Annotated in this window: 12 protein-coding genes and 1 pseudogene; 5 read left to right on the top strand and 8 right to left on the bottom strand. The window is 71.9% G+C overall.

Annotation, left to right across the window (positions count from 1 at the left end; translation table 11 throughout):
* Positions 1 to 73: 73 nt before the first annotated feature.
* The 5 genes from ABZ463_RS02245 to ABZ463_RS02225 form a co-directional block, all read right to left on the bottom strand.
* Complete coding sequence (locus tag ABZ463_RS02245) at positions 74 to 1,195, bottom strand: serine hydrolase domain-containing protein (protein ID WP_362772097.1); 1,122 nt, start codon at positions 1,193 to 1,195, stop codon at positions 74 to 76.
* Complete coding sequence (locus ABZ463_RS02240; RefSeq protein WP_352012656.1) at positions 1,195 to 2,583, bottom strand: amino acid permease; 1,389 nt, start codon at positions 2,581 to 2,583, stop codon at positions 1,195 to 1,197. The genes ABZ463_RS02245 and ABZ463_RS02240 overlap by 1 nt, the downstream gene beginning before the upstream one ends.
* Positions 2,584 to 2,884: 301 nt before the next feature.
* A complete protein-coding gene (locus ABZ463_RS02235) occupies positions 2,885 to 3,730 on the bottom strand; it encodes an enoyl-CoA hydratase/isomerase family protein (protein ID WP_362772095.1) in 846 nt (281 codons plus the stop codon).
* On the bottom strand, positions 3,727 to 5,241 hold the full coding sequence (locus tag ABZ463_RS02230; protein ID WP_362772093.1) for an AMP-binding protein: 1,515 nt from the start codon (positions 5,239 to 5,241) through the stop codon (positions 3,727 to 3,729). Before ABZ463_RS02230 ends, ABZ463_RS02235 begins: the two co-directional genes overlap by 4 nt.
* Positions 5,238 to 5,897, bottom strand: coding sequence for a TetR/AcrR family transcriptional regulator (locus ABZ463_RS02225; RefSeq protein ID WP_362772091.1), 660 nt, complete (start codon positions 5,895 to 5,897; stop codon positions 5,238 to 5,240). The genes ABZ463_RS02230 and ABZ463_RS02225 overlap by 4 nt, the downstream gene beginning before the upstream one ends.
* A 106-nt stretch (positions 5,898 to 6,003) precedes the next feature.
* Here ABZ463_RS02225 and ABZ463_RS02220 point away from each other — a divergent pair.
* Positions 6,004 to 6,219: pseudogene (locus ABZ463_RS02220) on the top strand (helix-turn-helix transcriptional regulator); the annotation flags it as partial.
* Between the two features lie 55 nt (positions 6,220 to 6,274).
* Here the strand turns inward: ABZ463_RS02220 and ABZ463_RS02215 are convergent.
* A complete protein-coding gene (locus ABZ463_RS02215; RefSeq protein WP_362772089.1) occupies positions 6,275 to 6,877 on the bottom strand; it encodes a DUF4142 domain-containing protein in 603 nt (200 codons plus the stop codon).
* Between the two features lie 556 nt (positions 6,878 to 7,433).
* Between ABZ463_RS02215 and ABZ463_RS02210 the strand changes: the two genes are divergently transcribed.
* The 3 genes from ABZ463_RS02210 (at position 7,434) to ABZ463_RS02200 (ending at position 10,346) form a co-directional block, all read left to right on the top strand.
* A complete protein-coding gene (locus ABZ463_RS02210; RefSeq protein ID WP_362772087.1) occupies positions 7,434 to 8,282 on the top strand; it encodes a protein phosphatase 2C domain-containing protein in 849 nt (282 codons plus the stop codon).
* A gap of 105 nt (positions 8,283 to 8,387) precedes the next feature.
* Entirely contained in the window at positions 8,388 to 9,449 is a 1,062-nt protein-coding gene (locus ABZ463_RS02205; protein ID WP_362772085.1) for an LLM class flavin-dependent oxidoreductase, read from the top strand.
* A 51-nt stretch (positions 9,450 to 9,500) separates the two neighbouring features.
* Positions 9,501 to 10,346: an MBL fold metallo-hydrolase gene (locus ABZ463_RS02200; RefSeq protein ID WP_362772083.1), complete on the top strand. Its 846-nt coding sequence runs from the start codon at positions 9,501 to 9,503 to the stop codon at positions 10,344 to 10,346.
* Here the strand turns inward: ABZ463_RS02200 and ABZ463_RS02195 are convergent.
* A complete protein-coding gene (locus ABZ463_RS02195; RefSeq protein WP_362772081.1) occupies positions 10,280 to 10,687 on the bottom strand; it encodes a hypothetical protein in 408 nt (135 codons plus the stop codon). The two genes, ABZ463_RS02200 and ABZ463_RS02195, sit on opposite strands and share 67 nt — an antisense overlap.
* 197 nt (positions 10,688 to 10,884) lie before the next feature.
* Between ABZ463_RS02195 and ABZ463_RS02190 the strand changes: the two genes are divergently transcribed.
* Complete coding sequence (locus ABZ463_RS02190; protein ID WP_362772079.1) at positions 10,885 to 12,315, top strand: amino acid permease; 1,431 nt, start codon at positions 10,885 to 10,887, stop codon at positions 12,313 to 12,315.
* A 5-nt stretch (positions 12,316 to 12,320) separates the two neighbouring features.
* On the opposite strand, the gene ABZ463_RS02185 is transcribed toward ABZ463_RS02190, so the two are convergent.
* On the bottom strand, positions 12,321 to 14,165 hold the full coding sequence (locus ABZ463_RS02185; RefSeq protein WP_362772077.1) for an FUSC family protein: 1,845 nt from the start codon (positions 14,163 to 14,165) through the stop codon (positions 12,321 to 12,323).
* Between the last annotated feature and the right edge of the window lie 36 nt (positions 14,166 to 14,201).

Below are 14,201 nucleotides of genomic sequence, written 5' to 3'. Positions count from 1 at the left end.
GATTACCGTGTTACGACCCTTTTGCGGGACCTTTGCCGCTTCCCAGGGGGATAGTGGGACTTCATCCTGGTCGTCATCCGCAGCCGGGAACGGACCTGCCGAGGGCCGTGGCATAGGCGTCGCGCAACAGCGCCGCCAGCGCCCCCTCGTCCTGCGCCTGGTTGACGGTCGCCACGACCGAGATCCGCCGCGCGGGCGCGTAGGCCGCGACGGCGCCCCAGGCTCCGGGGTGGAACCACAGGACCTCGTCGCCGGATGTCAGGCGCTGGATGCCGAGGCCGTAGGTGCCCTTGCTCTGCGGCGTCGCGGTCAGCATGGCCCGCAGTGTCGCCGGGTCGCGGAAGACCCCGCCCTCGAACAGGGCGCGGAAGAAGGTGGTCAGGTCGGCCGCGGTGGAGACCAGGCCGCCTCCGGCGAAGGTGTCGAAGGTCGGGTTCCAGTTCCTGGTGTCCACGGAGCCGAGGTAGGGGTGCGAGAGCGGCGCCCCGCGATGCCGTTCCCAGTGTTCGAGGTAGGTCCCGCGCAGCCCGAGCGGGTCGAGGAGCAGCGTGCGGTAGGCGCGGTGCAGGGGCAGGCCGCTGACCTTCTCGATGACGTACCCGGCCAGGATGTAGCCGGTGTCGGAGTAGTGGTAGCCCCTGCCCGGCCTGAAGTACGGCCTGCCGTGGGCGAGAGCCCAGTCGACCAGCCGTTCCGGTGTCCACGTCCTGCGGGGATGGGCGGCGACCTCGGCGATCCACCTCTCGTCGGCGGCGTAGTCGTACAGGCCCGCGGTGTGGTCGAGCAGCTCGCGCACGGTGATCCGCGCGCCGTAGGAACGGCCGCCGAGCACGTGCACCCGCCCGACCAGGGAAGGGTCGAGATATTTGCTGATCGGGTCGTCGAGGCGTAGCTTGCCCTGTTCTGCGAGCTTGAGCACGGTCGCAGCGGTGAAGGTCTTGGTGACGCTGGCCGCGCGGAAGGCGTCCGTCGGCCGCAGGTCCCTGCCGCCGAGCCGGAAGGCGCCGGCGGCGCCGGTGTAGGCGACCCCGGGGCCCCGGACGTCAAGGATGACCCCGGGGACCGGTGGCCTGGCCGCCCTGCCGACGAGGCAGGCGAACCCGGCCTCGGCGGCGGCCACGGGACCCGCGGTGAGGAGCAGGAACAGCGCGGTGAGAACGGCGACCACGGCCGAGGTTCTGCCGGGCGGACGCATCAGGGGACCTCCAGTGGATCGGTGACCGGCGGGACCGTACGGCCCAGCCGGGTCCTGACCGTGTACGCCAGCAGCGTCACGGCCAGGATGACGCCGACGCCGAGCACGACGGGCCCGACGCCGGGAGAGACGGAGACGGCCAGCAGGGCCGCGCCGAGCAGGACGAGCACCGTCCAGCTCAGCCAGGGGTGGCCCCACATGCGCACCTGCAGCGTCCCCGGGTCGGTGCGGGCGCGCAGCCGTAGCTGGCTCACCGCGATGAACAGGTAGAGGACCAGCGTGAGCAGGCCGGAGGCGTTCAGCAGGAAGGCGAAGATCTCATCAGGGCTGACCAGGCCCGCGACGGCCACGACCACCAGCGCGAGACCGCTTCCCGCCAGGATCGCCGGGGCGGGCACCCCCGAGGGCCGCACCCTGGCCAGTACGGCGGGCGCGTCCCCGCGCTCGGCCAGGGACATCAGCATGCGCGAGGAGCCGTAGATCCCCGCGTTCAGGATCGACAGCACGGCGACCAGGACGACCGCGGTCATCAGGCCGCTCGCGCCGGGGACGCCGAAGGCCTCGATGGCGGTGGCGAAGGGGCTGTCCTCCCCGTTGGCCGGGACACGGTTCCACGGCACGACCGCGACGATCAGCAGGATCGAGCCGACGTAGAAGACCAGCACCCGCCACACCACCCTGACGGTCGCCCGCGCGACCTCCCTGGCGGGTTCTGCGGACTCCGCGGCGGCGATCGTGACGATCTCCGCGCCGAAGTAGGAGAAGACCACCGTCACCAGCGCGGCCAGCACCGCCGCCCAGCCGTTCGGGGCGAACCCGCCGTGCTCGGTCAGCGCGGACAGGCCCGGCCCGCCGTGCGGCCACAGCCCGGTGAGGTACAGCGCGCCGACGGCCAGGAAGGCGACGACCACGACGACCTTGACCGAGGCCAGCCAGAACTCGGTCTCGCCGAACACCCGCACCGAGACCAGGTTCGCCACGGTGAGGACGGCCAGCAGCGCCGGGGCGCCCAGCCACACCGGCAGGCCGGGGACGATGCCGGAGGCCAGCCTGGCGCCCGCGACGGACTCGAAGGCGATCACCGCGACCGCGAAGTACCAGTAGCCCCAGCCGACGAGGAATCCCGCCCAGCGGCCCAGGGCCAGCTCCGCGTAGCGGGAGAAGGACCCGGTGGTCGGGTGCGCCGCGGCCATCTCGCCGAGCATCCGCATCACCAGGACGACGATCACGCCGCCCACGGCGTAGGCGACGACCGAGGCGGGACCCGCCATGGCGATCACCGAGCCGCTGCTGACGAACAGGCCGGCGCCGATGACGCCGCCTATGCCGATCATTGTCATGTGCCGCCGCCGCAGTCCGCGGCGGAGCGCTGTCTCACCTTGCGCCATCGAGGCTCCTTGGTTTCGTGGCCCCCGAGCGGGTTTTTCCGGCGTCACGGGTCCGGGCGCGCGGTCACGCCAGGGCCGCCTGCGGCCACGGTCGGCGGGCAGGCGAGGTGCGAAGGGACGGGGGATCTCCCGGAACGGTCTGCGGGCTTCACGGCTGTTCCGGGAACGGCGCGGCCGGTTCGGGGTTCCTCCGCGCCGGCGCGGCCGTTCCGGGTGAGCATGGCCGGTCCGGGCCGGCGCGGTCGTGCCGGAGTGACACGGCCGTTCCAGAGCGGGTGTGGTGGAAGGGGCGGCGGCCGGTTCAGTCGCCGTGGAACTCGGGGCCGCGCCCGTCACCGAAGGCGTGCAGCCCCTCGGCGAGGTCGGCGCTGCGCAGGCAGGCCAGGCAGCCCTCGACCTCCAGGGCGAGCACACCCTCCAGGTCGAGTTCCCAGGTCCTGCGCAGGTGCCGCCTGATCAGGCCGACCGGCACAGGGGCGGCCGACCCGATGGTCTCGGCCAGCGCGACGGCGGTGGCGAGCAGGTCCTCCCCGGGCACGACCCGGCTGACCAGGCCCGCGCCGAGCGCCTCGGCGGCGCCGATCCGCTCTCCCGACAGCAGCAGGTCGGCCGCCCTGCCGTGCCCGACCAGGCGGGGCAGGAAGTACAGCACGCCGTTGGTCGGGTAGAGGCCGCGGCGCACCTCCATGAAGGCGAACTCGGCCTCCTCCGCCGCGATCCGCAGGTCGCTCGCTATCGCCAGCTCCGCGCCCACGCCGACCGCGATGCCGTTCACCGCGGAGATGACGGTCTTCGGGAAGGCGACCAGGCGCCTGGTGACGTCCTGGAAGTCCTCGACGGTCGCGGCCAGGTCCCGCGACGCCGTACGGCTCAGGCGTTCGCGTGTCTCGGTGAGGTCGACGCCCGAGGAGAAGGCGCGTCCGCGCCCGGTCAGGACGACCGCGCGCACCGTCTCGTCCCGCTCCGCCTCGTCCAGGGCCGCGCCGAGCTCGGCGAACGTGCGGTCCCTGAAGGCGTTCAGCACCTCGGGGCGGTCGAAGGTGACCACCAGGGCCGCGCCGTGGCGGGCCGTGAGGATGTCTTTGACGGCGTCTCCGACGGTGTCCTCGGCCGTGTCCTCCGCGGTGTTTTCGGCGGTGTCGCTCACACGGCCTCCCCGAGCGCGTCGTACTCGTTCTCCCTGCCTGAGGGCAGCAGGTGTTTGGCGATCCGTTCTGACGGGGTCATGGGGAACTCCTCGACGTACTCCACGAAACGCGGCACCTTGAAACCGGCCAGGCGCCCTCGGACGAACTCCACCAGTTCCCCTGGTGGCACGGGGGTCGCGACCTGGACGAACGCCTTGACCTCCTCGCCCCGCAGGTCGTCCGGGACCGCGACGACCGCCGCGGCCCGGACGGCGGGGTGCCGGGCGAGGACCGCCTCGACCTCGGCGGCGGCGACGTTCTCACCGCCGCGGCGGATCATGTCCTTGCGCCTGCCCACGAGGTGGATGTAACCGCGTTCGTCCCTGCGGCCGAGGTCGCCGGTGTACAGCCTGCCGTCGCGGATGCGTTCCGCGGTGGCCTCGGGGTCGTTCCAGTAGCCGAGCATCATCGGGCTGCCGGTGACGACGATCTCACCGTCGATGATCTCGACCTGTTTGCCGGGTACGGGAACCCCCGCGGCCCCGCTGCCGACACAGGCGTCGTCACCCGCCGGGACCGCCAGGTCGACGCCGGTCTCGGTCATGCCGTACGCCTCCCGCCAGGGCGCCCCCCAGCGCCGTTCGAACGCGGCGTGCAGGTCGGCGACGATGCCCGAGCACAGGACGAGCCTGACCCGGTGCGCGTGGTCCAGCGGGTCCTCCGGCTGCCGGTACAGGTAGACCGGCATGGTGCCGAGCAGGTAGAAGAACGTGGCGCCCTCCTCACGCGCGGAGCGCCAGAACGTCGAGGCGGAGAACCTCGGCAGGATCACCAGCGGGATGCCCTTCATCAGGCACAGCACGGTGTTCCACTGCGGGTCCATGTAGGAGAAGGGCTGGGCGGTCAGGTCGACGTCGTCCTCACCGGCCCCGACGATGCCCGCCGCCAGCTCCGCCAGGCGCAGCCAGTAGCCGTGGGTGAGCATGCACCCCTTGGGGAACCCCGTCGTGCCCGAGGTGTACTGGAGGTTCGCCAGGTCCTCGGGGCCGACCTGCGGAGGTTCGAGGTACGGCGAGGCGGCGTCGGCCTCCGCTCCCGCGTCGAAGGCGCCGGGGACCTGTTGCCCGAAGGGCCCCGCGCCGGCCGGGTCGAGCAGCCCGACCTGCCCGACCCGGGTGCCGAGCAGCGCCCGCGCGGCCTGTGCCGTACCGGCGAGGGCGAGCACGGCGCCCGAGTCGGCGATCACGTGGGCGAGGTCGTCGCTCCGGTAGCCTGCGTTGACCGGGACGGTGACCGCGCCGAGCTTGCCCACGGCCAGCCAGGCGACGGGGAAGCCGACGCCGTTGGGCAGCATGACGGCCACCCGGTCGCCGCGGCGCACCCCGTGGGCCCGCAGCACGGCCGCCAGCCGGTTGGTCCGCTCCTCGACCTGCGCGACGGTGGTGGTGACGCCGCCGAAGCGGAACAGCGGCCGTCGCCCGTCGGTCGCGGCCCGCCTCCTGAGCAGGTCGCCGAGGCTGGTGGCGCTCACCGGGCCTCCCCGGGGGCGCTCGCGCGGGTGGCCAGGTCGAACATGTCGGCCAGCTCGGCGGCGCACCCGGCGAGGTCCACGGCCGCCTCGTCGAAGACCCACTGCAGCATGACGCCGTCGATGGCGCCCTGAACGGTCGAGGCGAGCGTGCGGGGGGTGAAGTCCCGGAAGTCGCCGTCCTGCTGTCCCCTGCGCAGGATCCCCTCGATGTGCCTGCGGCAGGGGTCGTAGGCGGTGGCGTTGAAGGCGCGTTTCGCCTCCACCGTCCCGAAACTTCCCCAGATGTCGACCATGGCGACGAAGTTCTCGCGATGGTCGGCCATGAAGGCGAAGCTCGCCTCGATGTAGGCGCGGAGCCTGGCCGGGCCGCCGGTCTCCCGCTCGACCCTGGACCTGATGAACCGGTTCGACTCCGCCAGCAGGGAGGTGACGATCTCCTCGATCAGCTCGTCCCTGCCGTCGAAGTGGTAGGAGATCACGCTCTTGCTGATCCCCACCTCGTCGGCGATCCGGGCCAGCGACGCCTGGGCGAGCCCCGCGCTGGCGATCGTCGTGATCGCGCCGCCCACGATCTGACGCCTGCGCGTCTCCTCGATGAACGTGGACTTCTTCCTGCCCGGTGTTTTCCGGCCATCCGGCGTAATTTTCGACCGCATGGCCTACATTTAGGCCGTACGGCCGCAAACCCGCAAGGGGCCTGCGCCAACTCTCCGGTTTTCCCTACCTCCAGGAAGACGGTGTGCCATGGATGACCTTCCCCCGCTCCGCCCCCGCGAGAGGGAGGTGCTCGCGCTGATGGCGCAGGGCTGCTCGAACGCCGAGGTCGCGGCGCGGCTGCACCTGTCGGCCGCGGCCGTGGAGAAACACGTCTCCGGTGTGTTCACCAAGCTGGGCCTGCCGCCGACCGCGAGCGGGAACCGCCGCGTCCTGGCGGTCCTGCGTTATCTGGGTCATCAGGGCCTTTCCGGAAACCCCTGACCCGGCCGGAGCCGGGTCAGGGGTGTCTCCGTACCGCACCGTCTCCCAGGCGGGCCTATTCGTGCGGGAGGATGCTGCCGGTCGGGGTGCTCCGCGGCGCGGGGGACCCGCCCCCACCGCCACCGCCGCCGTTGCCGCCCCCGCCGCCGCCGTTGCCCCTGGCCTGCTGCAACATCTCCAGGTGGGCCTGCACGACGGGCTTGGCCTCCGAGGCGACCTTCTTGACCGCGGCGGAGGAGCCGTCCCTCAGCTCGGTGTTGATGACCGTGAGGGTCTGGCGGTGCCCGGCGATCTGCGCCCTGATCCAGGCGTTGTTGAAGGCCGCGCCGTTCAGGTTCGACAGCTTGTCGAGTGTGGCGCGCTGCTTGGGCGCGGGCTGTTCGGGAAGCGTGACGCCCGCCCGTTGCGCCTCCCGTTTGACGGCCGCGTCCAGTTTGAGGTGGTCGGCCACGATCTTCTTGGCGATGTTCTGCACGGCCTGGTTGCTCGACTTCCTCTCGGCGAGCCTGCCCGCCTCGATCTCGGTCAGGTTCGACCGGTGGGCCTGAGCCAGGAAGGTCTTGTCCTGTTCGTTGAGGCTGGGCTGGGCGAGGACTCTGGTGGCACCGCCACCGAGTACGACGGCCACGGTGGCCAGCAGCACGATGATCCTTCTCATCATTGAAACCCCCGCGGATCACTCCTTAGGAATATTTAGGACCTCCTCCCCATATGCACCGATATTCACCGAGATATCAGCATTAATCAGCAAATGAAGTCCAAAGTTCCGCGGAGGACCCCGGCGAGCCGAGCCGTACGGATCGCACGGGCGAGTGCCCCGCTGAGCGGGCCGTCCGGTCTCGGCCCGGTCGTTCCCACCGCCGGGCACGGGCCGTACGGCGGGCGCCCCCGGCCATGTCACAGTGGTGATTGTTTTTGGGCCTGCGGTAAACCCCCGCACACCCTGCCACGTCGGTTTGACATGCGCACCAAAAGCCGGATTAGCAAGTCCAATTCCCGATATCAAATGATTTGCCAGGGTTTAGGGTAATTTCGGGATTCCCGGCCGGGAGCTCCAACGACCGAGAGGACGCCGGCCCTTCGTGACGGAGCCCGCACGGGCCGTCCGCCCCGACCGGCGTGCGATCGATCGTCCCGACCAGACCAGATCAGGAGGGTTCCCCTCCCATGCCCGCGGACGCGGTCTGACATCGGATCGAACAGAAAGCACGGATGTGAAGCGACTCCAGGCGAAGCCACGATTCGTCCCCGCAGGAAGGGTCCTCGACCCGCTCGTCATCGGCGGGCGGCCGATGGCGCGTCCCGTCACCGGGGCGGTCCCCGACGCGATCGGGAAACGACCGGACAGTGAGCTCGACGGCGCCGACCTGCCGGAGCTGTCCGTCAGGGCGGCCTCCGTCAGAGGGGAGGCCAACCGCCGCGACGGGGCTCCCCGCAGGGACGCGATGGGGCTGTGGCAGATCGACGGCTCCCGGCTGCTCGCGTGCGCCGCGGGAGGACTCGCGGACGCGGAACTGTCCCACGTCGGCGCGGCCGAGGCCTGCGCCTCCGCCCGCCGCAACCTGCTCGGCCTGCTGCGGCACGCCGAGGACGGCGCCCCGGTGGAGGACTTCTTCGCCGCCGTCACCCGTGACCTCGCCGAGCGGGCCGAGCGGACCGGCGTTCCCGCCGCCGCCCTGCGCACCACCCTGCTGGCCGCGATCATCGACACCGCCGAGCACCGCGTCCACGTGGCGCGGATCGGCGACGGCACGGCGTCGCTCCTGCGCGAGGGGCACTGGTCCCCGGTCCTGCCCGCCGGGGACGGCGCACGGACGCCGGACGCGCTCCCCGGGGACGGCCCTTCCGGGACCGCGATGGCCGATCTCCTGCGGGACGACATGCTGCTGCTGTGCACCGGCGGCCTGGCCAGGCCGATGGGCGAGGAGGAGGTCAGCGAGCAGGTCTCCGCCTGGTGGTCGCAGCCCTCGGTGCCGTCCCTCCCCGAGTTCTTCTGGCAGCTCAGCTTCCGGGACGAGTCCCACGAGGACGACCGCACCGCCGTCTGCGCCTGGAGACGCTGAGTCCCGTCCCCGGTGCCCCCGGTCCGGCGGGGGCACCGGCCTCGGGCGGAAGGACGATCCCGGGCAACCGGAAATACCCTCCGGTTCGTTGGGGTTGCCACTGTCATGGCTGAAGACATCATCCGAGGTGTGGCCCGGGGGGCCGCCGAGGTCCCGCTCTCGATCCTGGAGCTGGCGGTCGTCGGGTCGGGAGTGAGCCCGACCAGGGCGTTGCGGGCGAGCACCGAGCTGGCCAGGAGAGCCGAGGAGTGGGGATACCACCGCATCTGGGTGGCCGAGCACCACGGCATGCCCTCGGTCGCCAGTTCCTCCCCCGCCGTGCTGATCGCCCATCTCGCCGCGGCGACACGGACCATCCGGCTGGGTTCCGGCGGCGTGATGCTGCCCAACCACGCCCCGCTGGTCGTCGCCGAGCAGTTCGGCACCCTGCACGCGCTGCATCCCGGCCGCATCGACCTCGGGCTCGGCAGGGCGCCGGGCACCGACCAGGCGACCGCTCGGGCGCTGCGCAGGAACGGCCCGGACGCCGACGACTTCCCCGAGCAGCTGGCCGAGCTGACCGCCTTCCTCGACGGCTCCTTCCCCGAGGGGCACCCGCTGCGCAAGGTCGTCGCCACCCCCAGGACTCCGGAGTCGGGGCGCCCGCCGATCTGGCTGCTCGGATCGAGCGGCTTCAGCGCCCAGCTCGCGGGCATCCTCGGCCTGCCGTTCGCCTTCGCCCACCACTTCAGCGCGGCCAACACCCTGCCCGCCCTTGAGCTCTACCGTTCCGCCTTCCAGCCCTCCGCGGTGCTGGAGCGGCCGTACGCGATGATCGGGGTCTCCGCCGTCGCCGCGGAGACCTCGGAGCGGGCGCTGAGCCTGGCGCTGCCCGGCGCGCTGTCCATGCTCAGGCTGCGCAGAGGGGCTCCCCAGCCGGTGCCGACGCCCGAGGAGGCGCGGGATCACCCCTACACCCCGGCCGAGCGGGTCTTCGTCGAGGACTACCTGTCCAACGTGGTCCTGGGCGACCCCGGGGAGGTCAGGGAGGGCCTGAACGCGCTGCGCAAGCGCACCGAGGCCGACGAGTTGATGATCACCACGATGGTGCACGACCCCGAGGACAGGATCCGCTCCTACGAAATTCTCGCCCAGGCCTACGACCTGCCCCGCGGACCCGTCGGCTAGCGTCGGCTCAGGAAGTCTTCGGGGAACCGTACGGCTCACGAGGGAGTCACCGTGAACGACCTGCCGATCTGTGTGACCTGTGGTGTTCAGTACGCCACTCTCAGGGAGAACTGCCCGATCTGTGAGGACGAGCGGCAGTACGTCGGCTGGCAGGGGCAGCGCTGGACGTCGCTGGCCGAGCTGAGCGCGGCCGGCCACAGGGCCGTGGTCGCCGAGGAGGGGCCCGGCGTCGTCGGCCTGGGCACCGACCCGGCGACCGCGATCGGCCAGCGCGCGCTGCTGGTGCGCTCCGCCGGGGGCAACGTGCTGTGGGACATGGTCACCCACTTCGACGAGGAGGTCGTCCGGCAGGTCCGCGAACTGGGCGGGATCAAGGCCATCGCGATCAGCCATCCGCACTTCTACGGCTCGATGGTCGAGTGGGCGCACGCCTTCGACGCGCCGGTCTACATCCACGCCAAGGACCGCGCGTGGGTGGCCCGCCCGGACGAGTCGGTCGTGTTCTGGGAGGGCGAGACCCTGGAGATCGGCGACGACCTGACCCTGGTCAACGCGGGCGTGCACTTCGAGGGCGGCCAGGTGCTGCACCGGCGCGAGGGGGCGCACGGCCCGGCGGCGCTGTTCTCCGGCGACATCCTCCAGGTGGTCTCCGACCGGCGCTGGGTCTCGTTCATGTACAGCTACCCGAATCTCATCCCCGAGCGCCCGAGGACGGTCCGCCGCGCCCTGTCGCTGCTTGAGCCCTACGACTTCGAGCGGGTCTACGGCGGCTGGTGGAAGCGGGTCGTGCGCACCGACGGGGCGCGGGCCGTGCGGCGCTCGGCCGAGCGCTACCTGCGGTTCGCCCTCGACGACGCCCCCGGCGATGCCTCAGCCGACACCCCCGAGGGCGGCTGAGGCTCCTCAGGGTCGTCGACGTCGAGCTCGGGGTGCTCCTCGGGCCAGTCGGCGGGCTCGATCAGACGGCGTACGGCGTCGCCGTCGAAGATCGAGGACAGGACGCCGGCCACCCCCTCCCCCAGTGGCCGCAACGCCTCGACCACGGCCTGGGCGCGGGCGCCCGCCTCCTGCAGCAGCCCCTCGACCAGGGGTGGCAGGGGTGGTGTGGGCAGCGTGAGCCGCGGTCTCGGCGCGGGTTTCTCCGGTGGCGCCCAGCGCATGGAGTCCTCGCTCATGGCGAGCCACTCGTCGACGACTCCGTCGATGGCGTCGAGCACATGATCGGGATCGCTCGGCATGGCGTCTCCCCCCGTGTCCGGGATTCGATACCTCGACGCTACCCTGCAAAAACCCCTCCTACCAGCCAATACTCCCCAATCTGACAGAACACCTCTCATGGAGTAAGCATCACGAAAAAGGGGTAAGACCCGGACGTGGCGGGCCAGATCGGGTCGTCCGCCGCAGTCGTCGTGAGTCGTCGTGCGAGGGGAGCGCCATGGCCAGACTGCGGACGGGAACCGGCCTTCTGCGCCGCAAGCCCATCGAGCACATCGAGGAACCCGAGGGTGGGAGAACCGAACAGCTCACCCGCGTGCTGGGACTCTGGCAGCTCACCGCCATCGGAGTCGGCGGCATCATCGGCGCGGGCATCTTCACCCTGGCGGGCGCCGTCGCCAACGGCATCGCCGGACCGGCCGTCGTCGTCTCCTTCCTCATCGCCGGAATCGCCAGCGCGGCGGCGGCCTTCTCCTACGCCGAGTTCGCCGGGCTGATCCCCAAGGCCGGATCGGCCTACACCTACGGCTACGCGGTGCTCGGCGAGATCGCGGGCTGGTTCATCGGCTGGGACCTGCTGCTTGAGTACACCGCGATCGTCGCGGTCGTCGCCATCGGCATCTCGGGCTACTTCTCCTTCCTGCTCGGCGACCTGGGCGTGAACCTGCCCTCGTGGATGCTCGGCGCGCCGGGGACGGGCGCGGGGCACCGGGTCGACCTGTTCGCCGCCCTGCTGTGCCTGCTGATCGCCTACCTGCTGAACCTCGGCATGCGCAACGCGGCCAGGTTCGAGATGGCGGTCGTCGGCCTGAAGGTCGCCGTGGTGCTGCTGGTCATCGTGGTCGGCCTCTTCCACATCAACACCTCGAACTACACCCCCTTCTTCCCCTACGGCATCGGCGGCGCGTTCACCGGCGCGGCCACGGTGTTCTTCGCCGTCTTCGGCTACGACGCCATGAGCACGGCCGCCGAGGAGTCCAAGGACGCCCAGCGCCACATGCCCAAGGCGATCATCTACTCGCTGGGCGTCTCGATGGTGCTGTACGTGCTGGCCTGCCTGGTGCTGACGGGCATGCAGCACTACACCGAGATCGACAAGGAGAGCGGGTTCTCCACGGCGTTCAAGGCGGTCGGCCTGCGGGGCCTGGCCGACGTGATCGCGGTCGGCGCGATCGTCGGCATCCTGACCGTCATGTTCACCTTCATGCTCGGCGTCAGCCGCGTGTGGTTCTCGATGAGCCGTGACGGGCTGCTGCCCAGGTGGTTCGCCAAGACGCACCCCACCCGGCACGTGCCGACCCGGGTGACGTGGATCGTCGGCGTCATCTCCGCGCTCATCGCCGGGTTCCTGCCCATCGTCGAGGCGGCCGAGCTGACCAACATCGGCATCCTGCTGGCCTTCGTCGTGGTGTGCGCCTCGGTGATCGTCCTGCGCTACCGGCGGCCCGACCTGCCCAGGACCTTCCGCTGCCCGGGGATGCCCGTCGTCCCGGCGATCGGCATCCTCTTCTCACTCTGGCTGATCACCTTCCTGCAGTGGCAGACGTGGGTCCGCTTCGCGGTGTGGTTCGTGATCGGCCTGGTCGTGTACTTCGCCTACTCCTACCGGCACTCCGCCCTGGCCGCCGAGGAGCGCGCCGGGGAGGGCTAGCCGGGTCAGCAGGTGTGGTGCCCGGAGACGGTGTCGCCCAGGCCGCGCACCGCGGCGTTCACCCGTTCCAGCGCGTCCTCCCGCGCGAGTTCCGGCCGTCCCGGCGGGGTGCCCGCGCGCACGTCCCGCGCGATCCCCTCAAGTGAGGCGACCGCCGCCCCGACCGCCCCGGCCGACGGCCGCGGGGCGCCGTGCTCGGTCCTGGCGACGGTCGCGGCGGTCGCGTCGGCCACCCGTTCGAGGGCGGTCATCGCGGGCATCCACGTGGTGACGCGCCTGCTGACCACGGCCGGTTCCGTCATCGCCCGCTGGAAGACGGTGCGCAGGTCGGCCAGGGCGTCGTAGACGCGGTGGCGCAGCGCCGCCCTGCCGGTGTGCCCGGGGTCGAAGGCGTGCCGGAGATAGTCGGCGGTCGCCGAGACCGCGTCGGCGAACCTCGGCCCGACCGGCGCCTCCCAGCTCGCGGGCCACGGCAGGTATCCCAGCAGCAGGACGATCAGGCACCCGGCCAGCGTGTCGACCAGCCGGATCTCGGCCAGCCTCGGCCCGCCACGGGTCAGCAGGTCGACCAGCAACAGCACCAGCGGCGCCTGGAAGGCCGACATCAGCCCCCAGTTGCGCTGCATGCCGTACGGCAGGAGCGCGGCGAAGACCGCGACCGGGACCAGGAGCGCGGGGCCGTACGGCACGGCGACGAGCACGACGGTGCCGATCACCGTGCCGGCGAGAGTGCCGAGGGCTCGCTGCACGGCGCGGGCGAAGACCGAGCCGAAGTCGGGTTTGAGCACCAGCGCGACGGTCAGCGTCGTCCAGTAGGACCGTTCGACCAGGTGCAGTTCGCTCAACGCGCTCGCGACCCCCACGCACAGCGCGAGCCTGACGGTGTAGACACGGGTCAGACGGCCCGACCACACCCGTTCCCAGGCCTGTCTGAGGCGCTCGCCCCGGTCCCGCCACTCGTACGGCGGGCCGTCGGCGGGCGGGTCCCCGCCGTACAGCAGTTCGACGGCCCCTCCGAGGGCCGAGCCGAGGGCGCGGGTCGCGGGCGAGTCCGGCCCCTCCCGCGGTGTCCTCGCCGGAAGCGGCCCTCCGGCGAGCGCGTCCGCGACGCCGTCGACGGCCGCCTTCGTGCCCTCCGGCGGGTCGCGTCCCTCAAGGTCGAGGGAGATCAAGGCGTTGCGGACCAGCGAGGCCTGGTTCAGCAGGGCGACCGCGCGGGTGCTCCACGGGTCGGTCCCCGCCGACGCGGAACGGGCGCCGAACACGGTGTCGTAGGCGTTCCTGAGGGCGGTGTCGAAGGCGACGACGGCACCGGCGTCACGCCCGGCGGCCAGGGCGCCGAGCGCCCGGTAGGCCGCGATCACCGCCGCCTCCTCCGGCGCCCTCGGGTGCAGCGGCCAGTCGGCCAGCGCGAGCGCCAGCGCCCACGCCGAGCCGAGCAGGAACAGCAGCGTGCCCGCCCCCGGCGGTCCCAGCGGGACGCCGGTGCCGAGTACGGTCATCACGAGGAGCTGGAGCCCGGCGCTCGACCCGGCGGCGCCGGTGGTGCTGACCAGCGCGGACAGCACCGCGACCGCGACGGTGACCAGCACCGCCCACCAGCCGGTCTCCCTGGCCGCGGCCCCGACCAGGAAGCCCGCCGCGCCGCCGAGCGCGGTGGCGCCCATCCTGACGACCCTGGCCCGGTAGGAGCCGCCCTGGTCGGCCAGGGCGGTGCCCATGGCCCCCATGGCGGGCAGCAGCCCCAGGGCGATGCGCCCCACGGCGAGTCCCGCCAGCAGCGGGGCGACCACGGCCAGCGCCGTGCGCAGCATCGGCCACGGGCGGGGCGCCGCGGGCCTGATCCGCACCGTCTCGACGAGCCAGCCGGGCGCCGCGTCCGCGAG

The organism is Streptosporangium sp. NPDC020145 (assembly GCF_040631275.1).
Taxonomy (GTDB): Bacteria; Actinomycetota; Actinomycetes; order Streptosporangiales; family Streptosporangiaceae; genus Streptosporangium.
The sequence above is the reverse complement of the archived record's forward strand: the minus strand, read 5'-3'. Positions and strand labels throughout refer to the sequence as shown.

Bases quoted from the DNA above. Each gene is read 5' to 3' on its own strand.
- ABZ463_RS02245 (WP_362772097.1), bottom strand. From the start codon at position 1,195: ATGCGTCCGCCCGGCAGAACCTCGGCCGTGGTCGCCGTTCTCACCGCG.
- ABZ463_RS02240 (WP_352012656.1), bottom strand. From the start codon at position 2,583: ATGGCGCAAGGTGAGACAGCGCTCCGCCGCGGACTGCGGCGGCGGCAC.
- ABZ463_RS02225 (WP_362772091.1), bottom strand. From the start codon at position 5,897: ATGCGGTCGAAAATTACGCCGGATGGCCGGAAAACACCGGGCAGGAAG.
- ABZ463_RS02215 (WP_362772089.1), bottom strand. From the start codon at position 6,877: ATGAGAAGGATCATCGTGCTGCTGGCCACCGTGGCCGTCGTACTCGGT.
- ABZ463_RS02205 (WP_362772085.1), top strand. From the start codon at position 8,388: ATGGCTGAAGACATCATCCGAGGTGTGGCCCGGGGGGCCGCCGAGGTC.
- ABZ463_RS02195 (WP_362772081.1), bottom strand. From the start codon at position 10,687: ATGCCGAGCGATCCCGATCATGTGCTCGACGCCATCGACGGAGTCGTC.
- ABZ463_RS02190 (WP_362772079.1), top strand. From the start codon at position 10,885: ATGGCCAGACTGCGGACGGGAACCGGCCTTCTGCGCCGCAAGCCCATC.